Source organism: Pseudomonas sp. SWRI111, assembly GCF_014268555.1.
Lineage (GTDB): Bacteria > Pseudomonadota > Gammaproteobacteria > Pseudomonadales > Pseudomonadaceae > Aquipseudomonas > Aquipseudomonas hamedanensis.
The window spans coordinates 427,093-450,153 of sequence record NZ_JABWQQ010000001.1; the positions used below are offsets into that span (position 1 = coordinate 427,093).

Annotated in this window: 23 protein-coding genes; 8 read left to right on the forward strand and 15 right to left on the reverse strand. The window is 60.4% G+C overall.

Features of this window, described 5'->3' with window-relative positions:
* Positions 1-114: 114 nt before the first annotated feature.
* The 4 genes from HU755_RS01745 to HU755_RS01760 form a co-directional block, all read right to left on the reverse strand.
* Positions 115-1,308, reverse strand: a complete 1,194-nt coding sequence (locus HU755_RS01745; RefSeq protein ID WP_186619777.1) for an acetyl-CoA C-acyltransferase — start codon at positions 1,306-1,308, stop codon at positions 115-117.
* Positions 1,309-1,320: 12 nt separating this feature from the next.
* On the reverse strand, positions 1,321-2,082 hold the full coding sequence (locus tag HU755_RS01750) for an SDR family NAD(P)-dependent oxidoreductase (protein WP_186630373.1): 762 nt from the start codon (positions 2,080-2,082) through the stop codon (positions 1,321-1,323).
* A gap of 18 nt (positions 2,083-2,100) precedes the next feature.
* A complete protein-coding gene (locus HU755_RS01755) occupies positions 2,101-3,765 on the reverse strand; it encodes an AMP-binding protein (protein ID WP_186619779.1) in 1,665 nt (554 codons plus the stop codon).
* Positions 3,766-4,013: 248 nt separating this feature from the next.
* Positions 4,014-5,030, reverse strand: coding sequence for an AraC family transcriptional regulator (locus HU755_RS01760; RefSeq protein ID WP_186630374.1), 1,017 nt, complete (start codon positions 5,028-5,030; stop codon positions 4,014-4,016).
* A gap of 292 nt (positions 5,031-5,322) precedes the next feature.
* Here HU755_RS01760 and efeU point away from each other — a divergent pair, with 292 nt between their 5' ends.
* From efeU to efeO (HU755_RS01780), 4 genes are read left to right on the forward strand one after another with little or no spacing between them, the layout of a single operon-like run.
* A complete protein-coding gene (efeU, locus tag HU755_RS01765; protein WP_186630375.1) occupies positions 5,323-6,162 on the forward strand; it encodes an iron uptake transporter permease EfeU in 840 nt (279 codons plus the stop codon).
* An 8-nt stretch (positions 6,163-6,170) separates the two neighbouring features.
* Entirely contained in the window at positions 6,171-7,370 is a 1,200-nt protein-coding gene (gene efeO, locus HU755_RS01770) for an iron uptake system protein EfeO (protein ID WP_186630376.1), read from the forward strand.
* A 17-nt stretch (positions 7,371-7,387) separates the two neighbouring features.
* Positions 7,388-8,686 carry an iron uptake transporter deferrochelatase/peroxidase subunit gene (gene efeB, locus HU755_RS01775; RefSeq protein WP_186630377.1) on the forward strand — a complete coding sequence of 433 codons (1,299 nt, stop codon included), beginning with the start codon at positions 7,388-7,390 and terminating at the stop codon, positions 8,684-8,686.
* Between the two features lie 27 nt (positions 8,687-8,713).
* Positions 8,714-9,538: an iron uptake system protein EfeO gene (gene efeO, locus HU755_RS01780; protein ID WP_186630378.1), complete on the forward strand. Its 825-nt coding sequence runs from the start codon at positions 8,714-8,716 to the stop codon at positions 9,536-9,538.
* Between the two features lie 123 nt (positions 9,539-9,661).
* On the opposite strand, the gene pssA is transcribed toward efeO (HU755_RS01780), so the two are convergent.
* Positions 9,662-11,005: a CDP-diacylglycerol--serine O-phosphatidyltransferase gene (gene pssA, locus HU755_RS01785; protein ID WP_186548133.1), complete on the reverse strand. Its 1,344-nt coding sequence runs from the start codon at positions 11,003-11,005 to the stop codon at positions 9,662-9,664.
* 214 nt (positions 11,006-11,219) lie between these two features.
* Between pssA and HU755_RS01790 the strand changes: the two genes are divergently transcribed.
* The 3 genes from HU755_RS01790 to HU755_RS01800 all read left to right on the forward strand — a co-directional run bounded on the left by HU755_RS01790 (position 11,220) and on the right by HU755_RS01800 (position 13,363).
* Positions 11,220-11,783, forward strand: coding sequence for a TetR/AcrR family transcriptional regulator (locus tag HU755_RS01790; RefSeq protein ID WP_186630379.1), 564 nt, complete (start codon positions 11,220-11,222; stop codon positions 11,781-11,783).
* A 54-nt stretch (positions 11,784-11,837) separates the two neighbouring features.
* Complete coding sequence (locus tag HU755_RS01795; RefSeq protein ID WP_186630380.1) at positions 11,838-12,317, forward strand: nuclear transport factor 2 family protein; 480 nt, start codon at positions 11,838-11,840, stop codon at positions 12,315-12,317.
* 266 nt (positions 12,318-12,583) lie between these two features.
* Positions 12,584-13,363 carry a TSUP family transporter gene (locus tag HU755_RS01800; RefSeq protein WP_186548128.1) on the forward strand — a complete coding sequence of 260 codons (780 nt, stop codon included), beginning with the start codon at positions 12,584-12,586 and terminating at the stop codon, positions 13,361-13,363.
* On the opposite strand, the gene nudC is transcribed toward HU755_RS01800, so the two are convergent.
* From nudC to HU755_RS01820, 4 genes are all read right to left on the reverse strand, one after another.
* Complete coding sequence (nudC, locus tag HU755_RS01805) at positions 13,331-14,161, reverse strand: NAD(+) diphosphatase (RefSeq protein ID WP_186548125.1); 831 nt, start codon at positions 14,159-14,161, stop codon at positions 13,331-13,333. The genes HU755_RS01800 and nudC overlap by 33 nt on opposite strands.
* A gap of 6 nt (positions 14,162-14,167) precedes the next feature.
* Positions 14,168-14,980 (reverse strand): crotonase/enoyl-CoA hydratase family protein, encoded by an 813-nt coding sequence (locus tag HU755_RS01810; protein ID WP_186630381.1) that lies wholly within the window; start codon positions 14,978-14,980, stop codon positions 14,168-14,170.
* Between the two features lie 226 nt (positions 14,981-15,206).
* Entirely contained in the window at positions 15,207-16,352 is a 1,146-nt protein-coding gene (locus HU755_RS01815) for a PQQ-dependent sugar dehydrogenase (RefSeq protein ID WP_186630382.1), read from the reverse strand.
* Positions 16,353-16,404: 52 nt separating this feature from the next.
* Positions 16,405-16,725 (reverse strand): hypothetical protein, encoded by a 321-nt coding sequence (locus HU755_RS01820; protein ID WP_186630383.1) that lies wholly within the window; start codon positions 16,723-16,725, stop codon positions 16,405-16,407.
* A gap of 188 nt (positions 16,726-16,913) precedes the next feature.
* Here HU755_RS01820 and HU755_RS01825 point away from each other — a divergent pair, with 188 nt between their 5' ends.
* The gene (locus tag HU755_RS01825) at positions 16,914-17,780 is read left to right on the forward strand and encodes a Ku protein (protein ID WP_186622327.1); all 867 of its coding nucleotides are present in this window, start codon (positions 16,914-16,916) and stop codon (positions 17,778-17,780) included.
* Between the two features lie 138 nt (positions 17,781-17,918).
* Here HU755_RS01825 and lpxO read toward each other — a convergent pair whose 3' ends face one another.
* The 6 genes from lpxO to HU755_RS01855 all read right to left on the reverse strand — a co-directional run bounded on the left by lpxO (position 17,919) and on the right by HU755_RS01855 (position 23,036).
* Positions 17,919-18,818 carry a lipid A hydroxylase LpxO gene (gene lpxO, locus HU755_RS01830; RefSeq protein WP_186548115.1) on the reverse strand — a complete coding sequence of 300 codons (900 nt, stop codon included), beginning with the start codon at positions 18,816-18,818 and terminating at the stop codon, positions 17,919-17,921.
* A 295-nt stretch (positions 18,819-19,113) separates the two neighbouring features.
* On the reverse strand, positions 19,114-20,289 hold the full coding sequence (locus tag HU755_RS01835) for a hypothetical protein (RefSeq protein ID WP_186630384.1): 1,176 nt from the start codon (positions 20,287-20,289) through the stop codon (positions 19,114-19,116).
* 11 nt (positions 20,290-20,300) lie between these two features.
* Positions 20,301-20,726 carry an HPF/RaiA family ribosome-associated protein gene (locus HU755_RS01840; RefSeq protein ID WP_186630385.1) on the reverse strand — a complete coding sequence of 142 codons (426 nt, stop codon included), beginning with the start codon at positions 20,724-20,726 and terminating at the stop codon, positions 20,301-20,303.
* Between the two features lie 36 nt (positions 20,727-20,762).
* On the reverse strand, positions 20,763-21,071 hold the full coding sequence (locus HU755_RS01845; protein WP_186630386.1) for a hypothetical protein: 309 nt from the start codon (positions 21,069-21,071) through the stop codon (positions 20,763-20,765).
* 67 nt (positions 21,072-21,138) lie between these two features.
* On the reverse strand, positions 21,139-21,864 hold the full coding sequence (locus HU755_RS01850; protein WP_186548107.1) for a DUF892 family protein: 726 nt from the start codon (positions 21,862-21,864) through the stop codon (positions 21,139-21,141).
* A complete protein-coding gene (locus tag HU755_RS01855; RefSeq protein WP_186548105.1) occupies positions 21,861-23,036 on the reverse strand; it encodes a hypothetical protein in 1,176 nt (391 codons plus the stop codon). The genes HU755_RS01850 and HU755_RS01855 overlap by 4 nt, the downstream gene beginning before the upstream one ends.
* Positions 23,037-23,061 lie beyond the last annotated feature (25 nt).

A 23,061-nucleotide genomic window follows, 5' to 3' on the forward strand; every position in this document is an offset into this window, starting at 1 on the left:
AGAACCCCTGTGGGAGCGAGCTTGCTCGCGAAGGCGGTGTGTCATTCAACCCTAATGTTGGCTGACAGAACGCCTTCGCGAGCAAGCTCGCTCCCACAGTGATTGTTGTTTACCTCAATAGAGGCATTCCACAGCCATGGCCGTGGCTTCGCCGCCGCCAATGCAGATGGCCGCAATCCCGCGTTTGAGCTGTTTCTGCCGCAGCGCCGCCAGCAGCGTCACCAGAATCCGCGCGCCCGACGCACCGATCGGGTGTCCCAGCGCACAGGCGCCGCCGTGCACATTGAGCTTGTCGTGCGGGATCTGCAGATGCGTCATCGCCGCCATGCCGACCACGGCAAACGCTTCGTTGACTTCAAACAGATCAACCTGATCCAGCGCCCATCCAGTCCGCTTCAGCAGGGTTTTGATCGCGCCGATCGGCGCGGTCGGAAACAGCCCCGGCGTGTCGGCGAACGCCGCATGACCATGAATCACCGCCAGTGGCGTGAGGCCCAGTTGCTGCGCGTGAGACTGGCGCATCAGCACCAGCGCAGCAGCGCCATCGGAGATCGAACTGGAGTTCGCCGCCGTCACCGTGCCGCCTTCGCGGAAGGCCGGTTTCAGCGAGGCAACTTTGTCGAGTTTGGCTTTCGGCGGTTGCTCGTCGTGACTGATCAGCACCTGTTCTTTGCCGACGGTCACGGTCAGTGGGACGATTTCGTCCTGGAAGCTGCCATCCTTGATCGCCTGCTGTGCGCGGGTGGTCGAGGCGATGGCGAAGGCGTCCTGGGCTTCGCGGCTGAAGCCGTTGGTCTCGGCGCAATCCTCGGCGAAGGTGCCCATCAAGCGCCCCTTGTCATAGGCGTCTTCGAGGCCGTCGAGGAACATCGAGTCGAGCACACGGCCATGGCCCATGCGATAACCGGCGCGGGCACGATCCAGCAAGTACGGCGAGTTGGACATGCTCTCCATACCGCCAGCGATGACCACATCGGCACTGCCCGCGAGCAGCATGTCATGGGCCATGATGGTGGTTTGCATGCCCGAGCCGCACATCTTGTTGACGGTGGTGCAGCGGGTGGATTTATCCAGCCCGGCGCCCAGCGCGGCCTGACGTGCCGGAGCCTGACCGAGGCCGGCGGGCAATACGCAACCGAACAGCACTTCATCAACCGCATCGCTGGCGACACCGGCGCGTTCAACCGCGGCCTTGATCGCGGCGGCGCCGAGTTGTGGAGCGGTGAGGCTTTTCAGCTCGCCCTGAAAGCCACCCATTGGCGTACGCACGGCACTGACGATAACAATCGGATCGTTGGAAACAGTCATGATGGTTCCTCCTTACTTGGCCGCCATGCGCAAGGCGCCGTCGAGACGGATCACCTCGCCATTGAGCATGCTGTTTTCGATGATGTGCCGCACCAGCGCGGCGTACTCGGCCGGCTTGCCCAGGCGCGGCGGGAACGGCACGCCGGCGGCCAGCGAGTCGCGCACTTCGGGGGTCATGCCGGCCATCATCGGGGTTTCGAAAATGCCCGGGGCGATGGTCATTACGCGAATGCCGAAACGCGCCAGTTCGCGGGCGGCCGGCAGGGTCAGGCTGGCAATCGCGCCTTTCGATGCCGAATACGCGGCCTGGCCAATCTGCCCGTCGAACGCGGCGACCGAGGCGGTGTTGATGATCACGCCGCGTTCGCCGTCGGCATTGGCTTCGCTTTCTGCAATGGCCGCAGCCGCCAGACGCAGCATGTTGAAACTGCCGACCAGGTTGACGTTGATGACCTGGGCGAAACTGGCCAGCGCATGCGGACCGTTCTTGCCGAGGATCTTCTCGCCCCGGACGATGCCGGCGCAGTTGACCAGACCGTTGAGGCTGCCAAACGCGGCGACGGTCGCCTGCACGGCGGCTTCGGCCGCGGCTTCGTTGCTGATATCCGCGACGACGCTTTGCGCACCCAGGCGCCGGGCTTGAGCGGCGAGCGCTTCGGCATTCATGTCCACGAGCATCACCTTGGCACCGGCGTTCACCAGCAGCTCAGCCGTGGCGGCGCCGAGGCCAGAAGCGCCGCCGGTGACGATAAAAACCTTGTTGTCGATCTGCATGTCGGTGTTCCCTTGGATTCAAGCTGAAACGTTGTGCGCCGCGGCCTCTTGAGCCTTGGCGATTTCCTGGTTGCGCAAGATAAAGCGCTGCAATTTGCCACTGGGGGTCTTGGGCAATTCGCTGACAAATTCGATTTCACGCGGGTAGGAATGCGCGGCCAGGCGCTTGCGCACGTGCTGGCGCAGTTCTTCGGCCAGCTCCGGCGCCGCGCGATATTGCGCACTCAACACGACAAAGGCTTTGACCAGTTCGGTGCGCTCCGGGTCGGGTTTGCCGACCACCGCCGCTTCGACCACGGCCGGGTGTTCGATCAGCGCGCTTTCGACGTCGAACGGGCCGACGCGATAGCCGGAGGTGGTAATCACATCATCGCTGCGACCGACAAAACTGATGCTGCCGTCCGGGTTCCATTCCACGGTGTCGCCGCTCAGGTAGTAATTGCCGACGAAGGCCTTGGTCGGTGCGCCTTCGTAACCGCCGAACCAGCACATCGGTGATTGCCCACGGTCAATGGCGAGGATGCCCGGCTGTCCGGCCCCGAGCTCGTTGTAGTGCTCGTCCAGCACAACAATGCGATGGCCCGGCGAGGCGAAACCGGCGGCGCCAATGTGCACCGGGTGATCGAGGCCATGGTGATTGCACAGCACCATGCCCAGCTCGGTCTGGCCGTAATGATCGTGAATGACCACGTCGAGGTTGTCGGCGAACCAGCGGATGACTTCCGGGTTCAGCGGCTCGCCAGCGCTGCTGACGACGCGCAGTTTGCCTTTGACCGACTTGGCGAACGTATCACCGCCGGCAATCAGCAAACGGTACGCCGTCGGCGATCCGGTGAGGTTGGTGATGCCGTACTTGTTGATCACCCGGCAGGTGCTTTCAAGGGTGAACGGCCCGTCGTAGAACGTGATCGGGTGTCCCATCGCCAGCGGCCCGGTGACGCCGAAATAGATGCCGTAGGCCCAGCCCGGATCGGCCACGTTCCAGAAGGCATCTTCGGGACGCAGGTCCACCGCATCGCGGGTGTAACTCTGGAATGCAACGATCGCTTTAAGCGGCACCGACAGCGCTTTCGACGGCCCGGTGGTGCCCGAGGTGAACATCAGCAGGAACGGGTCTTCGCCATTAAGCAGTACCGGTTCGCAGATGTTCGAGTGATTGCCCAGTTCGGCCCAGAAACTGAAATCGCCGCGCACGATGCCCTGGCCTTTGCTGCCGCCGACCGTAACGATGGTCGGGCAGTCGGCAACTTCGGCGAGTTTCGACCGGTTGACCGCGTCAGTGACCACGACTTTCGCCCCGGAGCTGTTCAGCCGGTGTTCGAGGGCTTTGGGGCCGAATGCGGTAAACAACGGCTGATACACCGCGCCAATTCGCCAAGTAGCGAACACGGTGATGAGCAGTTCGATGTTGCGCGGCAGCAAACCGGCGACCCGGTCGCCCTTGCGCACACCTTGGGCGAGAAGGAAATTGGCGAAACGCGCGGCCTGGTCCTGCAAATCGCTGAACGTGTACGTCGCGCTGGCGCCGTCGCGACCTTCCCAGAACAGCGCAATGCGCCCGGGCAAGGCATGGCGATCGCAACATTCGACACAGGCGTTGAGCGCCTCAAGCGTACCGCTGAGCGCGGCCTCCACGGTGTGCTGATAATTGAACTGTGCGGTGGCAGACAGGTAATCGCGCATTGCCAGAATCCCTCGGTGTTTTTATTAGGCTGGGAACCGTAAACAACAGGGGAATAGTCGCGCTGCGGGGCTTGGGCGGCAATGGTCAAAGCTATCAAAGTGGCTGACTGGTTTGGCCAAGGCTTGGGAAATGTGTCGCCGGGTCGGACGCTTTCGCGAGCAGGCTCGCTCCCACAGGAGAATGCATTGCAAAGTGTGGGAGCGAGCCTGCTCGCGAAAGTGCCGTTATAAGCGCCGCGAAGCCGGGGTCAGACGACCTCGTTGAGAATCAACGTCCGGTAGTGCCCAGGATTCGATCCGGACCACTTGCGAAACGCTTTGTAAAACGAACTGGCATCGGCAAAGCCCAGCCGCGCCGCAATCTCGACAAAACTGATCGAAGGCTCAGCCAGCCAAGTGATTGCCAACTCCTTGCGCACGCTGTCCTTGAGGCCTTGATAGGTCTGCCCCTCTTCGGCCAGGCGTCGGCGCAGGGTCGAGGCGGACATGCACAGTTGCTGGGCCAGTGCCTCGGTTTCGGGCCACTGTTCGGCTGGCAGTTGCCGTAGATCGTGCTTGATCCGACTGGCGAGGCTTTGCGGGTCGCGGTACTTCACCAGAATGTTGGCCGGGGCGTGAGCCAGGAAGCGTTTCAGTTCTTCGGCACTACGCTTGATCGGCAGATCGAGGCAATCGGCGGAAAAAATCATCCGCGTGCGCGGGCGGTCGAAGCGCAGGTTGTCGGAGAACATCACCTGATAGTCATCGATGAACGCCGGTTCCGCGCAACGCAGCTCAATTGCCAGAATCGGTATTCGCCGCCCCGCCAGCCAACAGGCGACGCCGTGGACGATCATCCAATAAGTGAAATAAGTGAAGGCGCGGCGCGGGTCTGCGTCGTCTTCGAGCAGGACGATTTCGGCGAGGCTCTGCTGACGCACCAGTTGCGCCGGCAGCCGTTCAAGCATCAACGACAAAAAACTCAAGCCGCTCTCCAGACCCGCCGCCAACGTCGGTTGCGCCATCGCGCTGCGGCACAGAAAGGCCAGGCTGCCGGACTTGAGCTTGCGCGGGTCCATGCCGAAGAATTCGTCATCGCCGCGCCGGGCCAGCAGACGCCAGAGCCTGGCGTACTGCGAGGCCGGCACCCTGCCCTGATCCGTCATTAGCAACGCCGGATCGATGCCGACCTTGTTCAACGCCTCATCCGTGGCCGCGCCCGGCGCACAGCTTTGCAGCAGCGCTTCGCGCACCAGTTGGATGGCAATGGTGTCTTTTTCCGCCATGGAGCGAGGTGAGCCTTGTTGTTTTTGGGGTGGTGGGCATCTTAACCCAGCCTCCCGCCCCCCACACAGTTCCCTTGTAGGAGTGAGCCTGCTCGCGATGGCGTTGTGTCAGCTAACAAGATGTGACTGATAGACCGATATCGCGAGCAGGCTCACTCCTACAGGGGATCTGTGTGAAACGAAGATTGTGTTTGTTCAGCTCAGGTTCAGCTAAATGTCAACCAATGCCATTTGGGAATGAGTGTCATTATGTTACAACTTAGCCACCTATCTAAATCACCGTGGTTGCCGAATGCTCGTTCCCTTTCTGATCATGCTGCGCGAAGGCATCGAGGCCGCGCTGATCGTTGGCATCATTGCCAGCTACCTGCAGCAAACCGGGCGTGGCCAGTGGATGCCCGCCGTGTGGATTGGCGTATTTCTCGCCGCCGCCCTCGCCCTGCTGGTCGGCGGTGGTCTGGAACTGGTCAGCGCTGAATTCCCGCAAAAGCAGCAGGAACTGTTCGAAGGCGTCGTCGGTTTGCTCGCGGTTGGCATTCTCAGTTCAATGGTGTTCTGGATGCGCAAGGTCGCCCGGTCGATCAAGCATTCGCTGCACGCCTCGCTGGATCAGGCGCTGACGGCATCGAACCATCAAGTCATTGCACTGATCGCCATGGTCTTTTTCGCCGTCGCTCGCGAAGGCCTGGAAACCGTGTTCTTCCTGCTCGCCGTGTTCCAGCAAAGCGAAGGTGCGGGCGCGCCGATCGGTGCCCTGCTCGGGCTGGTGCTGGCGGTGATCGTCGGCTTCCTGATCTACAGCGGCAGCCTGCGCCTGAATCTCTCGGCGTTCTTCAAGTGGACCGGACTGTTCATCCTCGTGGTCGCCGCCGGGATTCTCGCCAACTCGGTGCAGGCGTTGCATGAAGCCGGACTGTGGAATCATCTGCAGACCGTGCTTTTCGACTTCAGCGCGACACTGCCGATGGACGGCCCGCTCGGCTCGGTACTGGCCGGCATGTTCGGTTATCAGGATGCGCCGACCGTGAGCACCCTCGGCGCCTACCTGATTTACCTCTTGGTGGCGCTGGTGATGTTCTTCCTGCCGGCCCTTGGCCAAGCGGCGCCCACGACTTCTGTTTCCAGCCAATAAGAGCCCTCATGTCTAACACTGAAAACCCTCAGGCCTCGCTTCCCCGCGCCCTGCGTTTGGCGCTGGCCGGCTCGGTGCTGCTGATGATCGCCGCCGGCGGGCTGTTCTGGTACGCCTCAAACATGGCGGCGGCCAAGCGCCAACACAACCACGACGAAATCGTCGTCAACATCCATCCGCACAGCTGCGAACCCAATGCGCTGACAGTGCCGGCCGGACGCGCCAGTTTCCGCATCGTCAACCGCTCCGAGCGTGCGGTCGAGTGGGAGATTCTCGATGGCGTGCTGGTGGTCGAAGAGCGTGAAAACATCGCGCCGGGCCTGAGCCAGGTGATCAACGCCAATCTGCAACCGGGCGACTACGCAATCACCTGTGGCTTGCTCAGCAACCCGCGCGGCACCTTGCACGTGACGCCGACGGCAGCCTCCGATGCCGCCGCCAGGGCCAAGCCGTCGATGGTCGCGTTCGTAGGACCGCTGTCGGAATTCCGTGTGTATTTGGCCGTTCAGGGCAGCGCCTTGATCAAAGCGGTGACGGCGCTGGATCAGGCGATTACCAGCGGCGATCTTGGTCAGGCGCAAGCGCTGTACTTGCCGGCGCGTGCCGCTTATCAGCGTCTGGCGCCGGCGGCGCAGCGTCTGGCCGAGCTGGATAACCGCATCAATGCCCGCGCCGATTACTTTGAAAAGCGCGAGCAGGACCCGGCTTTTGTCGGTTTCCATCGCCTCGAATATGCCCTGTTTCAGCAACGCAAACTCGACACCGCTGCGCCGATTGCCCAGCGCCTGCTCGCCGACGTCAGTGACCTCAAACAACAGTTGCTCGCCCAGTCGCTGCCACCGGAGCAACTGGTCAGCATCGTCGTGCGCAACCTCAACAGCCTCGCCGACGTTCGCGCCGCCAGCGGTGAAGAGGAGCGTTACAGCCACAGCGATCTGAACGGTTTCGCCGCCAACGCGCAAACCGCGCATAAGGTCGTCGACCTGTTGCGGCCAATGCTGAGCAAATCTGCCGCTGGCCTGTTGCCAGACATCGACCAGGCGCTGGGCGACTTCGACAGCCAGCTCAACGCCCTCAAGTCCGCCGACGGCTACGTCAGTTACGACGCCGTATCCGCCGAGCAACGCCAGCAGATTGCCAACAAAGCCAAGGCCCTGGCCACGGCTTTGAACGGCATCGACCCCGCCCTCGGCCTCTCCGGCCTGTAAGCAGAAGACCTATCGCGATGAAAGAAATCGAACCCCTCAATCTGCAGCGTCGCCGCGTCCTGATGGGCATGGGCGCCGCGGGTGTCGCCCTCGCCGGTTCGGCCCTGAGCTGCCCGGCCATGGCCGCCGCCACGGCGCAGGTGACCGAAGCGCCGAGCAGCGACAAGACCGAAGATCGCCACGATTTCCACGGGATGCACCAGACGGGCATCGTCACGCCACGCCCAGCCTCAGGCATGCTGGTAGCGTTCGATGTGCTGGCGTCTGATCGCGAAGACCTCGAGCGGCTGTTTCGCACCCTCAACCAGCGCATCGCCTTTTTGATGAAGGGCGGCCCGGTGGCGCAGATCGATCCGAAACTGCCGCCGCCGGACTCCGGCATTCTCGGCCCGGTGGTCACTCCGGATAACCTGACCATTACCGTATCGGTGGGCGAATCGCTGTTCGATGAGCGCTTCGGTCTGGCCGCGGTGAAACCCAAACGTCTGCAACGCATGGTCGGTTTTCCCAACGATGCGCTGGATGCCGACAGCTGCCACGGCGACCTGAGCCTGCAGTTCTGCGCGAACACCGCCGACACCAATATTCACGCCCTGCGCGATATCGTGAAAAACCTGCCAGACCTGTTGCTGGTGCGTTGGAAACAAGAAGGCAGCGTGCCGCCCCAGGCGCCGACCAAACCCGGCGTACCGGCGCAATCGGCGCGCAACTTTCTCGGCTTTCGCGATGGTTCGGCCAACCCTGATTCCAACGATGGCAAAGCCATGGACCGGATCGTCTGGGTGCAGCCGGACAGCGATGAGCCGGCCTGGGCGGCCCATGGCAGTTATCAAGCAGTGCGCATTATCCGTAACTTCGTCGAACGCTGGGACCGGACGCCATTGCAGGAGCAGGAAAGCATTCTTGGCCGGGTCAAAAGCAGCGGCGCGCCCATCGGCGGCCACAGCGAAAGCGAAGTGCCGGATTACAGCAAAGACCCAGCCGGCAAGCTGACCAAACTCGATGCGCACATTCGTCTGGCCAACCCGCGCACCGCCGCGAGCCAGGCCAACCTGATCCTGCGTCGGCCGTTCAACTATTCCAACGGCGTCAACAAAAACGGCCAGCTCGACATGGGCCTGCTGTTCATCTGCTACCAGGCCGATCTGGAAAAAGGCTTCATCACCGTGCAGACCCGCCTCAATGGCGAGCCGCTTGAGGAATACCTCAAACCGGTCGGCGGCGGTTATTTCTTCACCTTGCCGGGCGTCACCGGCGATCACGACTTCATCGGTCGCTCACTGCTTGCCGCCACATCCGCCCAAACAACCGCATAACACCCAACCGACACTGGAGCCGCCCCCATGAAAAAAACGCCACTTGCGTTATTGCTGACCCTTGGTTTGCTCAACACCCCGCTGTCGGCGTTCGCCGCCACGGCGCCGCTGGATCTGGTGGGGCCGGTGTCGGACTACAAGATTTATGTCACGGAAAAGCTCGACGAACTCGCCAGTCACACCCAGCAGTTCACCGATGCGGTGAAAAAAGGCGACTTGGCCACCGCGCAAAAGCTCTACGCGCCGACCCGTGTCTATTACGAGTCGATCGAGCCGATTGCCGAGCTGTTCAGTGATCTGGACGCGTCCATCGACTCGCGTGTCGACGACCATGAAAAAGGCGTGAAAGCTGAAGACTTCACCGGGTTCCATCGCATTGAATATTCGTTGTTTGCGGAAAAATCCACCAAGGGGCTGGATGCCTTGGCGGACGGTTTGAACAAAGACGTGCAGGATCTGCAAACCCGTGTCGCCGGCCTGACCTTCCCGCCCGAAAAAGTGGTGGGTGGCGCAGCGGCGCTGCTGGAGGAAGTCGCGGCGACGAAGATTTCCGGCGAGGAAGATCGCTACAGCCACACTGACCTTTACGACTTCCAGGGCAACATCGACGGCGCGAAAAAGATTGTCGATTTGTTCCGTGCGCAGATCGAACAGCAGGACAAGGCGTTTGTGGCCAAGGTCGACAAGAATTTTGCAACCGTGGATAAGATCCTCGCCCGGTACAAGACCGCCGATGGCGGCTTTGAAACCTACGACAAGGTCAAGGACAACGATCGCAAGGCGCTGGTCGGTCCGGTGAATACGCTGGCGGAAGATTTGTCGATGATGCGTGGGAAGTTGGGTCTGAATTGACCTTTTGTAGCGTCTGTTAATGCCCTATCGCGAGCAGGCTCACTCCTACAATTGGAACGCGTTCCCCTGTAGGAGTGAGCCTGCTCGCGATAGCGGTTTTGGCTGCACTATAAATTTGATCCCTTATAAAATCCGATACAACAACCGCTCAATCCTCACCCGACTCACCCGCTTGAGAAACTTCGCCACCCCCGCCGGGTAATCCGGTAGCGTCTCCAGCGTGTGGAAGCTGTCGATCCGCGTGGTATGGCGGAAGATGTTTTCCAATTCCTGCGCCCGCGGCTCCAGCCACTCGCCTTTGGGATCATCGATCAGCAGCGCGTTTTCCAGATCGAGGCGGAACGCCCGCGGGTTGAGGTTGTTGCCGGTCAGCAAGGTGTAGCGCTGATCGACCCACATGCCCTTGAGGTGATAGGTGTTATCGCCGTCGCGCCACAAGTGCAGATTCAACTGGCCGCTGTCGATGTTGCGCTGATGGCGCTTGGCAAAACGGCGCAGGCTGATTTCGTACAGATACGGCAGCGCCGCAATCACCTTGAACGGCTCGCTCGGCGGAATGTAGAAATCGTTGGCGGTCTTGTCGCCGACTACGATATCGATCTTCACGCCACGGGCCAACGCGCGGTTGATCTCACGGATCACCCCCAGCGGCAGGTTGAAGTACGGCGTGCAAATGGTCAGTTGCTGTTGCGCGCTGGCGATCAGTTCGAGAATCGCCCGGTTCAACGGGTTGTTCTTGCCCACGCCGAGCAGCGGGCTGACCGACAGGCCTTCCCTGGCCGTGCTGCCGGCGCTGGTGTCGTAAGTGGCGTATTTGAGGCGACTGCGCAGATCGCCGATGTCATTGCGCAGGCTGCGCGTACTCGGCAGGTTCGGCAGATCGAGGCGGTGCACGGCTTTGGATTCGATCAGCCCATGCTTGACCAGGTGATGCATCGAATCCGCCAACGCCTGGTTTTGCAGCACGTGATAGCGGTCGAAACGGTACTTGTCGAACTTGTGCAGATAAACGTTGTTCAGGCTCGCGCCGCTGTACACCACGCTATCGTCGATTACAAAGCCTTTCAGGTGCAGCACGCCGAACAGTTCGCGGGTTTGCACCGGTACGCCGTAGATCGGCACTTCGCTCTGGTGGGTACGGGTCATGTCCTGATACCAGGCGGCGTTGCCTGGCTGCTTGCCGGCACCGATCAGCCCACGCTGCGCCCGCAACCAGTCGACCACCACGGCAATCTCCAGCTCCGGGCGCTTGAGTTTGGCGGCGTGCAGGGCATCAAGGATTTCCTGACCGGCTTCGTCCTGCTGCAAGTACAGCGCGACGATGTAGATGCGCTGGGTCGCTGCGGCGATTTTCGCAAGCAGGCAACGACGGAACTCGGCAGCGCTCGACACAATGCTGACCGCCTCGGGGGTCAGCGCAAAGCTGCGCAGTTTGGGCAGCAGAGAACGTTTGAAAAGCAACGGCATAAGGCTCGCATGGGTTCGAATCCGAAGAGTTTGAGAGCTTACACCATCGTCTGCGTCGGGTCTTGTCAGTGTCTTTAGCAGCGCATCGCGAGCAGGCTCGCTCCCACAGGGAAATGCATTTCAAATGTGGGAGCGAGCCTGCTCGCGAAAGGGATTCCAGAAACACCGAAATATTCAATTGACCAAGGAGAACATCCGTTCTACTGTTTGCTGCATGAACGAATCAGCCAGCACCAACACACGCGACATCATCCTGGATGTCACCGAAAAGTTGATCTACAAAAGTGGCATCGCCGCCACCAGTATGGATCTTCTGGTGAAAACCGCCGGCGTCTCCAGAAAAAGTATCTACCGCTATTTTGCCGACAAGGACGCATTGACCGTCGCCGCCTTGCAACGCCGCGACCAGCGCTGGATGCACTGGTACAGAAGCGCCGTCGACCAGGCCGAAACCCCGGCCGATCGCCTGCTCAACCTGTTTACCGTACTCAAGGGCTGGTTCGCTTCGGAAGGCTTTCGCGGCTGCGCCTTTATCAACACCAGCGGCGAGACCGGGGATGCGCGTGACCCTGTTCGTCTGGTCGCCAAAGAACACAAACAGAAGTTGCTCGACTACGTGTGCGAGCTGTGTACCGAACATGGCGCCGAGAACCCGCAACTGTTGGCCAAACAGCTGCTGATCCTGATTGACGGTGCCATTACCGTAGCGCTTGTGATGGGTGATCACAGTGCCGCCGATAATGCGCAATGCATGGCGCGAAAGTTATTGGACCTGTAACGCCTTAATAAGCCGAACCCGTTGTTTGACTGTTCTATAAATCGGGAGACTGATATGTCTGCTGCAGCCCAGGTACGTCCGCCATTACCCCCGTTCAACCGTGAGTCGGCCATCGAAAAAGTGCGTCTGGCCGAAGACGGCTGGAATTCCCGTGATCCGGAAAAGGTCTCGCTGGCCTATACCCTCGACACCCAATGGCGCAACCGCGCCGAGTTCGCCAACAACCGTGAAGAAGCCAAGGCTTTTTTGACCCGCAAGTGGGCCAGGGAACTTGACTACCGGCTTATCAAAGAGCTGTGGGCTTACTCCGACACCCGAATCGCGGTGCGCTATGCCTATGAATGGCACGACGATTCGGGCAACTGGTTCCGTTCCTATGGCAACGAGAACTGGGAGTTCGACGAGAACGGTCTGATGTTTCAGCGTTATGCGTGCATCAACGACATGCCGATCAAGGAAAGCGAACGCAAGTTCCACTGGCCACTGGGCCGCCGCCCGGATGAGCATCCGGGGCTTACCGAACTGGGCCTCTAAGGCGAACACAAATCCCATGTAGGAGTGAGCCTGCTCGCGATTGCGATATATCTGTGAGATTTCCTCATCTGACACACCGCCATCGCGAGCAGGCTCACTCCTACAATGGTCATCTGGCGAATATGCACTTTGTGTACGACACAGCACCCATGGGAGCGAGCCTGCTCGCGAAGAGGCCCGACGGCTCGCCGCAACACCTGGAAATGAGTAACATGGCAGCCCTCCCCGCAGCCCACGTTCTGCGCCCTGCCGAATAAGCCGACTCCATGCCCTTCGAACTCAGCGTTGACCTCACCACCCTGGCCATCCTGGCCGCTGTCGCCTTCCTTGCCGGTTTCATCGATGCCATCGCCGGTGGTGGCGGTCTGTTGACCACGCCAGCCCTGCTGACCGCCGGCCTGCCGCCGCATCTGGTACTGGGCACCAATAAGCTCAGTTCAACATTCGGTTCGGCCACCGCCAGTTTCACCTTCTACAAACGCAAACTGTTCCACCCGCGACAGTGGACCCATGCGATTGTCGGCACCCTGGTCGGCGCGCTCACCGGGGCCATCGTCGCTCATTACTTGCCGGCGGAGTGGCTGAACAAAATGCTTCCGGTGATCGTCTTCGCCTGTGGCCTGTATTTGTTGTTTGGCGGCACGCCGAAAGCGCCGCTGGACAGTGACGCGCCGATCAAAAAGAAATGGCAATCGACCCAGGGCTTCAGCCTCGGCTTTTATGACGGCGTGGCCGGTCCCGGCACTGGCGCGTTCTGGACGGTGAGCAGCCTGCTGCTCTACCCGATCGACCTGGTCAAGGCCAGTGGCGTGGCGCGCAGCATGAACTTCGTCAGCAACATTGCTGCGTTGTCGGTATTTATATTTTCCGGTCAGGTCGACTGGATCATCGGCCTGTGCATGGGCCTGTCGGTCATGGTCGGCGCGTTCTTTGGCGCACGCACAGCGATCAGCGGCGGCGCCAAGTTCATTCGTCCGGTATTCATCACCGTGGTGCTCGGGCTGACGGTACGCCTAGCCTGGCAGCACTGGTTCAGCGTGGCCTAAGCGGCGCGCCACGTAGACGTCGATCAGGTAGCGCGCAATCGATCTGGACGCCGGCAACGGCGGCAGCGCATGCACGTTGAACCACTGGGCGTCTTCGATTTCATCTTCCTGGCAGACAATCTCGCCGCCCGCGTATTCAGCGTGAAAGCCGAGCATCATCGAATGCGGGAACGGCCAGCATTGGCTGCCCATGTACTGAATATTCTTTACCTCGATCTGCACTTCTTCGCGCACTTCACGAATCAGGCAGTCTTCGGCCGACTCGCCCGGCTCGGCAAAGCCGGCGAGCGTGCTGTAGACACCGGCGACGAAGCGCGGCGAGCGCGCCAGGAGAATTTCGTCGCCGCGAGTGATCAGCACGATCATGCTCGGTGAAATCCGCGGATAACTGCGCAAGTCACACGGTTGGCAATACATCGCCCGCTCGCGTGGCACTTGCGTCATGGCTTGTCCGCAATTGCCACAGAAGCGATGCTCACGGGCCCAGGTGCCGATCTGCGCGGCGTAACCAAGCACTTTATAGATCGTCTGGTCGCCTTCCAGCATGAACGCCCGCAAACCTTTCCAGCCGCATCCCGGCACCTCACTTGAACGGTGCAGTTCGAGCAGGTAGACCGGCTCGCCGTCGAGATGGCCAATGCCGTGTTCGGCAAGGACGCAGAGGTCCTGACGCTTGAGCCACTGCCGTGGAAACAGTGCGCCATTGTCATCGAACAGAAAGCCTTCGGGGCTGCGCGCGACGGCCCAGCCGCCGGGTTGGTCGGTGTCCAGTACTGCGGTGGTCCAGCGAGATGTCATGGTTTCTCAGTCCAGAAATTCGGGTTTCTGTTTGCTCATATGGGCGGCCATGGCCACGCGCAAGTCGTTCGATTGCAGCATGGCGGCGTTCCAGGTGGCAACGTATTCGAGGCCGTCGTCGATGCGATGGTCGCGCATGTAGCTGATCATTTCCTTGGTACCGGTGACCGCAATCGGCGACTTCGAAGCGATGTCGCGGGCGATGTCGAATACGCCTTCAAGCAACGCGTCCTTGTCGCTGTAGACGCGATTGACCAAGCCGATGCTGCGGGCCTCGTCAGCGCCGAAGGTGCGTCCGGTGTATGCCAGTTCACGCAGCATGCCGTCTCCGATGATCCGCGGCAACCGTTGCAAAGTGCCAACATCGGCGGCCATGCCGATATCGATTTCCTTGATCGAGAACTGCGCATCTTCGGCGGCGTAGCGCATGTCACAGGCGGCGATCAGGTCGATCGCACCGCCCAGGCAATAACCCTGGACCGCCGCCAGTACTGGTTTGCGGCAGTGGTCGACGGCATTGAACGAGGCTTGCAGGGCAAGGATCTTGCGCCGCAGCAAACGCGCGTTGCGGCCAACGTCCTTGCCCAGTTCATTGGCAACGCCGGCGAGCATCATCAGATCAATGCCAGAGGAGAAATGCTTGCCATTGCCGCTGAGCACCACCACGCGCACTTCGTCGGTGTCATCGATCCACTGGAAGATTTCGATGATCTCGCTCCAGAATGCCGCGTTCATCGAGTTGATCTTTTCCGGACGATTGATCTGCACATGAGCGATGTTATCGGCCAGTTCGACGCTGAAGGCGGAGTATTGAGGCATGGCAGTGTTCCTTTTACCGGGCGGGAAATGAGGCCCGAACTATAACAAGGCAGTGGGGCGGCGGTTCGGCCAAATACGGGACTGGCTGACGTCTTGCGCCAGCCAGTCCGGCCTCTTCGCGAGCAGGCTCACTCCCACATTGAAATGCATTTCAATGTGGGAGTGAGCCTGCTCGCGAATCGCCAGATCATCCAACATAAATCATCGAATCAAACGATTTTTCAACTCACTTCAGCCCCAGCTTATACAGCGAGCCATTCTCTTCATCCGTCAGCACATACAGATAGCCATCCGGCCCTTGTCGCACATCGCGGATGCGCTGATTCAACTCGCCCAGCAAGCGCTCTTCGTGCACCACCTTGTCGCCGTCGAACTGCAGGCGGATCAGCTCCTGAGTGACCAGCGCGCCGATGAACGCGTTGTGCTGCCACGGTTTGAAGCGGTCAGCATCATAGAACGTCATGCCTGTGACACCCGGTGACTTCTCCCAGACATGGTGCGGCGCCACCGCCCCTTCGACAGTCTTGCCCTGCGCTTCGGGGATGGGCTGCATCGAGTAGTTGATACCATGGGTTGCCAGCGGCCAGCCGTAGTTCTTTCCGCGCTCGATGATGTTCACTTCATCGCCACCGCGCGGGCCGTGTTCGTTTTCCCACAGCGTGCCGGTCCACGGGTTAAGCGCCGCGCCTTGCGGGTTACGCAGGCCATAGGCCCAGATCTCGGGGCGCACACCGGATTGGCCGACAAAGGGGTTGTCGTTCGGCACCTTGCCGTCCGGGTAGAGGCGTACGATCTTGCCTTGCAGCTTGTCGAGATCCTGCGCGGTGGGCCGGTCGTTGTTCTCGCCCAGGGTGATGAACAGATAACCGTCGCGGTCAAACACCAGCCGCGAGCCGAAGTGATTGCCCACCGAGAGCTTCGGCTCCTGACGGAAGATCACCTTGAAATCCTTCAAACTCTTCAAGTCATCGGACAGGCGCCCGCGCCCAACCGCGGTGCCAGCCTTGTTTCCCGCGCCGCCGCCCTCGGCGTACGACAGATAGACCAGGCGATCCTCTTTGAAGTCCGGCGACAGCACCACATCGAGCAAACCGCCCTGCCCCTTGGCCCAGACCTGCGGCACGCCGGAAATTGGCGCCGACAGCTTCCCGTCGGCAGTCACCACGCGCAGATTGCCCGGCCGCTCGGTCACCAGCATGCCTTGACGGTCCGGCAGAAAAGCCAGCGCCCAGGGATGTTCAAGCCCTGCGGCAACGGTGGTGACTTCGAGCGTGCCCTGTTCGCTGTTCAGCTCTTTGGGCACGGCGGCAAATCCCGGCGTGCTGATCAGCGCGCCGGCACACAGTGTGGCTAGAAGGGTTTTACGCAACATGCACGATTCCTTTTGTTCACTTGAAAGGCTGACAGAACCGCAGTCCTGCCGTTCAACGGTTGCTGCCGGTATCCCGCGGGGGCGGGTTGGGAATGAAGGTTGGCGGTTTGGCCGGCACCGAGCGAATCGGCTGACCGTTGCCAACCCCGCGGTTTTCCAGGGTGGGCTGACGGGGCGTCGGCACGGTATTGGGGGCGCGGACCGGGGGCGTGCTCGGCTGGGTGCCCTGCATGCTGTTGGGGTTGGCCCGGCGGATCGGGCTGTTATAGGGATTGTTGCTGTCGCCGGTTGGGCTTTGAGCCAACAGGATGTCCGCCTGAACCAGACCGCCACTGAGGGCCAGGACGACGATACCAAGCACGATTCGGTTCATGACGCTGCCTCTCGATGGACCGGGGATAGAGCCTTCGAGCCCACGCTACGCTCAGGGTTCGGATTTGTTAACCCGTCAGCCTTAAACAACATGTAACACGACTTGACCAAGTGACGGTCAACCCTGCATTCCGGGGAAACTTTCCGTAACGGCCGCAGGTCATCCGATCATCACTCGGAGAACTGACCATGGCTCGGGCAATCTGGAAAGGCGCAATCAGCTTCGGACTGGTACACATCCCTGTTGCGCTGGTTTCAGCGACATCCTCGCAAGGCGTGGACTTCGATTGGCTCGACAGTCGCAGCATGGACCCGGTCGGCTACAAACGCATCAACAAGGTCACCGGCAAGGAAGTGACCAAGGAAAACATCGTCAAGGGTGTCGCCTACGAAAAGGGCCGTTATGTGGTGCTCAGCGAAGAGGAAATCCGCTCGGCACATCCGGTGTCGACGCAAACCATCGACATCTTTTCCTTCGTCGACGCCGAGCAGATTCCCCTGCAAAACATCGACACGCCTTACTACCTGGCCCCCGACAAGCGCGGTGGCAAGGTCTATGCCTTGCTGCGAGAAACCCTGAGCAAGACAAACAAGGTGGCCCTCGCCCGTGTGGTGCTGCATACGCGGCAATACCTCGCGGCATTGATGCCACTGGAGTCGGCGCTGGTGCTGGTGAAATTACGCTGGCCGCAGGAAGTGCGCAGCCTCGATGAGCTGGCATTGGGCAGCGAAGTGACCAAGCCGCAGTTGGCCAAGGGTGAGCTGGACATGGCCAAACGTCTGGTGGAAGACATGAGCGGCGACTGGAGTCCCGAAGACTACAAGGATGAATTCGAAGACAAGATCATGGCCCTGGTCGAGAAGAAGGCCCACGAAGGCAAGATCGAGGACGTCGAGACAGAGGCTGGCCAGGAAGAGCGCAAGACGGCCGATGTTATCGATCTGACCGAGCTGCTTAAACGCAGTCTTGGCGGGAAAGCACCGGCCAAGCCCAAGGCCAAATCAAGCGCTAAGGCGGCGCCGGCGAAGAAGACCAGGAAGGCGTCAGGTGGTTAATGCTTTGAAGCGAATGGCCCGTTCGCGAGAAGGCTCGCTCCCACAGTAGATTTGGGTGAATGCCGATGCTGCATCCGACTCAAGACCAATGTGGGAGCGGGCTTGCTCGCGAAGGGGCCAGCAAGGCCAACCAAGGAATCAGATCAGAATGAAGATCGCCAGCAACCCAGCGAAAATCGCCCATTTCTCCAGGTAATACCGCGTGCGATTACGTTTCTTCAACTCTTTGCCACGCAAGCGAATCTTGTAGATTTTGGTGAACAAGCGGTTGATGCCGCCAGTCTTGTCGCCGGCATCGTTCGGCGCACCTGCCGCCGACATTACGGTACGGCTGAACCAGCCGTTGAATGCCGCCGCCCAGCGATACTTCATCGGGCGCTCGATGTCGCAGAACAGAATGATGCGGTTTTTGTCGGTGGTGTTTTCCGCGTAATGGATAAACGTCTCATCGAACATCACCGCTTCGCCATCGCGCCAGTGGTAATTCTCACCGTCGACATTGATGTAGCAACCGGCGTCGTTCGGCGTGTCCAGGCCCAGATGATAGCGGTAGGAACCTGCATAAGGGTCGCGGTGGCGCACCAGTTTCGAACCCGGTGGCAGTTCGGCAAACATCGCCGCTTTGATCGACCCGATGCCCTGCACCAGTTCAGTGGTGCGCGGACACAGTTTCATCGCCGAAGGATGGCTGTCGCCGTACCACTTCAGGTAGAAACGTTTCCAGCCAGTCTTGAAAAACGAGTTGAAGCCGACATCGTCGTACTGGTTCGAGCGCTTGATCTCGCCAGCACGCAACAGGTTCTGACCTTCGGCGCGAATCTCTTCCCAGTGCGCCTGCAGTGGGCGCAGATCGGGGAAATCCGCCGGATCCAGATATGGCTTGTTGGGGATTTTCGAGAACAGATAAAGGAAGCAGTTGATCGGCGCGAGAAACGTCGAGTGGTCACTCAGTTGCCGTCCCAGCTTGTGGCGGACACGTCCACGCAAATGAACGTAGGCAATGGAAATGACATAGATAGCAGCAATGATGAGTTTCACGGAAATCGTCACACGTCAGAAGTGAACAAACTGCGCGCCCCGGCGGCCTGAGGCCCAGCGTCTTATGCAGCGGTCTGAATACACATGGCACGTCCCTGGCCCGCGCCGTAACCGGACGCTCGGTGAAAAGGTGGCATTTTAGCCACACTTTGTAACCGATAGTGAACCTTCATCTGTGAAAAACTGTGCGGCGCTTGGAACAAGCGCCGGCCGTGGCTCGTCACCTCCCATTGAAAAGAATCGACCATGCCGGCGCGAGGATTGAAATCCTTGCGCCGGCATTCGGCCCGAGTGATCAGTAACGGTAAACGGCGGCTGCGCCCGTCTCGGTCGGCATCGAGCGCTCGGGCGGTACAACCACCACCTCGCCGCCCTGGCGGATCACCGCCAGAATCAGCTCGTCGAGTATGTCCTCCGAATGAATTTTTGCGCTGGGCGACGCGTCGCGATTGATTGCATTGGCCGCCAGGGTGCCGGCAATCTCACGTTCGGCTTCAACCAGCAACAAAGCCACCCTGCCCTCTGCCGCTGCTTTGGCAATGTCCGGCAAATCGCGCCCTGCGGTCCCTTGACCGAGCGCCACACCAAAGCGATCGAACGCTTTGTCCAGTGCATCGTCGTGGCGCTGGCGCAACAGGGTTGCGCAAGTCGCGGCGAGCTGCGCTGGCTGCAACGTCGCCGGATCGCGCTCGATGCCATCAGGCAACAGAAACGGGTTATGGCTTACGGCACGAAAAACCGCCTGGTTTTCCGCCAGAGCGACCAGCACCAGCGGCAGACAGCACTGGCGTGAGCAGTGTTCGGTAATCGCCTTGTCGACAGCGCGGAAGAAGCGCTCGCGGTCGATGTTGATTTCGTCTTGCTTACCGCCGCCGCCCGACTCATGCATCATCGGGTCACCGCGCTCGCCGCCACCGCTGAAACCGTCGGGGTGGCCCTGTTGATCGCGCGGCGTCAGTTCGTCGCCAAGCGCGTCGACCTGACGGGTGGGAACCGCGGCAGGCAGCTCGACCTCCTCCATTTGCTGCGCCGTGCCTTGGTACATCCGCACGCTGTCACGGGACAGGCAGAGCACCTGGCAGCGATCAGTCACCGGCACCAGCCGCAGCAACGGTTTGAGATACGGGTGGCTGTTGACAATGACAATTTCCCGCACCGCCTGCTGCAGCCCCAGAACAATGAAATGCTCATCGCCAGCGAACACTGCAATGGACGCCGGGCAGGTGTTCCAGAACGCCTGATCGTCCAGCAGCTGATGAAACGGCGCGAGCAGACGATCCTTGTCTGCCTCGGGACTGTGTTCCTCAAGCAGACCTTCCAGTTGCCTGATCAGGTTCTTGAAGCGGATCGGGTCTTGCGTGCGCTCCGGAAAGGTTCGATGAGCCGGCATGAACAGGCTGAGGTTGAGACGACCACTGAGCGCCAGCAGCGTGCCCAGCGTCTCGTGGGTAAACGGTTGAATCCGGGCCATGACAACACTCCTTACTCTTTCTCCAGATCAGCTTGTTTGGCGAGGAACTCGTCCTCGAGCAGGGCGTCGATTTCCGCTGGCGAATCTTCCCGCACCGGCGGTGCCGTCAGGCGTCCGGTGGATTCGACGCGCGGCGACAAGCGCCCCACGAGATGCTCAAGGGCATGGCTGATTTTCTTCGCCGCGCCGGCGACGGCCAGCTCGAGGCTTTCGGCGTGATGGGTGGCCGAAAGCGAGGTGTGCCCCTTGGGATGGGCCTCGATCTGGCAGCGCTTGTCCTGCGCTCCGGCTTTTTGCGCATTGACATCGCCAACGTGAATTTCCAGCCGGGTCAAATACGATGAGTAGCGGTCCAGCTCATCGACCACCAGGCTGCCCACCCACTCCTGCAGTTCGGCGCTGCCTTCGATATGGTTACTGTCTACTTGTACTTGCATGGTGAAATACTCCGCGTGCTGGGGTCCGTGTTTTCGTCAGTCATCGTCATTCTCCTCTGAGGCTATGCCGGATCCTGCGGGACCTTTCGGCAACCGTAGCGACGAGGTCTTCAGGCAATCTCGCTGTTCGCGCGCAAGGCTTTGCACGGTGAATTCATAGGCGTCGTCCGCCGCGTTTTTCAGCAATTGCCAGTCGTCGCGAGTGATCCACTCGTGCAGCAGCAATTCGTCGGCCCGCGAAATCAGCGTGCGGTGATAATCCTCCGGAAAATCCAGGCGATAGGCGTCGTCTTCCAGCAACAGGCGCCACGCTTTCAGTTCCATTTCAAGATCGGTTTCACTCACGGCGGTGTCCTTCTCGAGTCGGTGGTTTCACATCACGTTCGATGTGAAACCACGCGTTGCACACGGCTCAGCTCACTTGGTCGAGCAGGTCTTTGCGAATGATCTGGCGAACCGTGGCCAGGTGTGTTTCTTCCTGGTCCAGTGCGTGCTTGAAGCGTTTGGCAATCAGCGGATGACCGCCCTTCTGCGCCAGTTCGATGAGCAACTCCCAAGCCGCGTTGTCCTCCAGTTCAATGGTCAGGATCGCACTCATCGACTGCGACACGGTGGTGCGCGGATCGGTCAACACTTGCAGCACGCCCATCGCCTTGACGCCGGCCACGTCCGCGCACGGCGTCATCGCAGTGGGGTCGCCGCCGAGGGTTTCAATGGCTTCTCGCACGATGTTCATGTGCTCCAGCTCCTCGGCCTGAATCTGCCGTAGCGTGTCGACCAGCGCTGGATCGGCGCCGGGTGCCGACGTGGCCTTGGCGACCATGGCTTCATACAGGCGCACGCCGGTACGCTCGAACGCCAGACGCTCGCCGAGTTTGTCGATCAGCACTTCCGGGGCCTTGCCGATGGTTTTGTCTATCGCGGTCTTGACCATGCCTTTGGTGGTTGCCGGCGGCGGCACCGAACCGATCAGGTCAGCCTCGCGAATCGCGCGTTCACGTTCAGCGGTGTAGTCGCTCATGTCGCCCGGCACATCGGCCGGAAACATTCGGGTCGCCTCCAGTTGACGAGCCGTGCCTTCTGGCGAGGTTTGAACGCCGGTGCGATTGGTGCCGAGGGTTACTTGAGGTTCGCTCATTGCTGTTCTCCCACTTCGTTGAGTTCCGTACCGGGTTTAAAGGTGTAACCGGCCGAGACGATATTGGCGGGCACGCCTTCGCTGTTGAGCTGAGCGCGGTAATCAAGGGAGGGCCGTGCTTCGCGTTCCTTGGGCACGTAATCGATGCCATGCGCACGCAGGTCAACCTCGCGCGACAAGGTTTCACGCACGAAATCCCGCTGACTCTTGAACTCGATCATGCGCGGCAGTGGCCCGGCGAGCACTTCGGCGGGATCGCGTCGTTCGTACTTTTTGAACAGTTCACACGCAAGGTTCAGGTGCCCCAGTTCGTAGTCGACAAAACGTTCCCACATCGCTTTCAACCGTGGGTTTTCCTCCTGCTCGGCGCAACTGGCGTAGGTGTAGACCTCCATCGCTTCGTGGACCAACCACTTTTCCATGAACGTCTCGGCGGGGTCCTGCAACGACCCGTACTGGGTGACGTGTTGCTCTTCGACGGAGGCGATCTCGGCGTACAGGGCACGCGCCACCGGGTCAGCAAACAGCGGGCCGATGTTCATGTAGTAATCATGGGTCTGGTATTCGGCGCCGGTTATCAGCGCGGCATGGATTTTGGTGATCAGCGCCGCGCTGTCTTTTTCGTAGTTATCGCGCAAGTCGTCGCCGGGTGCGCGATGGTGCTCGCTGGTCGGCCGACCGGGCACCAGGTCCGTGTAGCCTTGCAGGATATTATTGGCATCCTTGCCTTCGAGCCGGTCGAGCATGGCCGCGTAGCGATACAAGTGATCGAAGTCTTCGAGCAGGCCAAACCGGTAAGTCTGCGCCTGATACGGATCCGGCTCGTTTTGTGCGACCGCCGCCGTGACTTCTATCGCCACTTGCTCATAGGCCACTGTGGTTTCAAGTGGCGAATGGTCGGCCGAGAGCAGCCAGTTGATCGAGGTCATCTGATGCTGCTCGGCGCGGCGAATCTGCGCGAGCGGCAATTGCAGTTCCTTGTGAAATCGCGCCCCGAAATGCTTGAGTCGCAGGGCGTCGGACTCTACCCCATTCATCAGGATCACCCGCACGCGGGTGAACGCATCGTCATCCAGCTTGCTGATCGGCTTGCCGGCCAGTTCGCGCCAGGTAAACGTCTGCTTGTCCAGCGGGGTGCCCTTGTTGTCCAGCAAATTGTCAATTTTGGTCATCAGTTGCTCTCCTTCATCAGTCAAC

Bases quoted from the DNA above. Each gene is read 5' to 3' on its own strand.
- efeO (WP_186630376.1), top strand. From the start codon at position 6,171: ATGTCTAACACTGAAAACCCTCAGGCCTCGCTTCCCCGCGCCCTGCGT.
- HU755_RS01815 (WP_186630382.1), bottom strand. From the start codon at position 16,352: ATGTTGCGTAAAACCCTTCTAGCCACACTGTGTGCCGGCGCGCTGATC.
- HU755_RS01790 (WP_186630379.1), top strand. From the start codon at position 11,220: ATGAACGAATCAGCCAGCACCAACACACGCGACATCATCCTGGATGTC.
- HU755_RS01835 (WP_186630384.1), bottom strand. From the start codon at position 20,289: ATGGCCCGGATTCAACCGTTTACCCACGAGACGCTGGGCACGCTGCTG.
- nudC (WP_186548125.1), bottom strand. From the start codon at position 14,161: ATGACATCTCGCTGGACCACCGCAGTACTGGACACCGACCAACCCGGC.
- HU755_RS01825 (WP_186622327.1), top strand. From the start codon at position 16,914: ATGGCTCGGGCAATCTGGAAAGGCGCAATCAGCTTCGGACTGGTACAC.
- efeO (WP_186630378.1), top strand. From the start codon at position 8,714: ATGAAAAAAACGCCACTTGCGTTATTGCTGACCCTTGGTTTGCTCAAC.
- pssA (WP_186548133.1), bottom strand. From the start codon at position 11,005: ATGCCGTTGCTTTTCAAACGTTCTCTGCTGCCCAAACTGCGCAGCTTT.
- efeU (WP_186630375.1), top strand. From the start codon at position 5,323: ATGCTCGTTCCCTTTCTGATCATGCTGCGCGAAGGCATCGAGGCCGCG.
- HU755_RS01850 (WP_186548107.1), bottom strand. From the start codon at position 21,864: ATGAGCGAACCTCAAGTAACCCTCGGCACCAATCGCACCGGCGTTCAA.
- HU755_RS01840 (WP_186630385.1), bottom strand. From the start codon at position 20,726: ATGCAAGTACAAGTAGACAGTAACCATATCGAAGGCAGCGCCGAACTG.
- HU755_RS01755 (WP_186619779.1), bottom strand. From the start codon at position 3,765: ATGCGCGATTACCTGTCTGCCACCGCACAGTTCAATTATCAGCACACC.
- HU755_RS01820 (WP_186630383.1), bottom strand. From the start codon at position 16,725: ATGAACCGAATCGTGCTTGGTATCGTCGTCCTGGCCCTCAGTGGCGGT.
- HU755_RS01745 (WP_186619777.1), bottom strand. From the start codon at position 1,308: ATGACTGTTTCCAACGATCCGATTGTTATCGTCAGTGCCGTGCGTACG.
- HU755_RS01750 (WP_186630373.1), bottom strand. From the start codon at position 2,082: ATGCAGATCGACAACAAGGTTTTTATCGTCACCGGCGGCGCTTCTGGC.
- efeB (WP_186630377.1), top strand. From the start codon at position 7,388: ATGAAAGAAATCGAACCCCTCAATCTGCAGCGTCGCCGCGTCCTGATG.
- HU755_RS01795 (WP_186630380.1), top strand. From the start codon at position 11,838: ATGTCTGCTGCAGCCCAGGTACGTCCGCCATTACCCCCGTTCAACCGT.
- HU755_RS01800 (WP_186548128.1), top strand. From the start codon at position 12,584: ATGCCCTTCGAACTCAGCGTTGACCTCACCACCCTGGCCATCCTGGCC.
- HU755_RS01810 (WP_186630381.1), bottom strand. From the start codon at position 14,980: ATGCCTCAATACTCCGCCTTCAGCGTCGAACTGGCCGATAACATCGCT.
- HU755_RS01760 (WP_186630374.1), bottom strand. From the start codon at position 5,030: ATGGCGGAAAAAGACACCATTGCCATCCAACTGGTGCGCGAAGCGCTG.
- HU755_RS01855 (WP_186548105.1), bottom strand. From the start codon at position 23,036: ATGACCAAAATTGACAATTTGCTGGACAACAAGGGCACCCCGCTGGAC.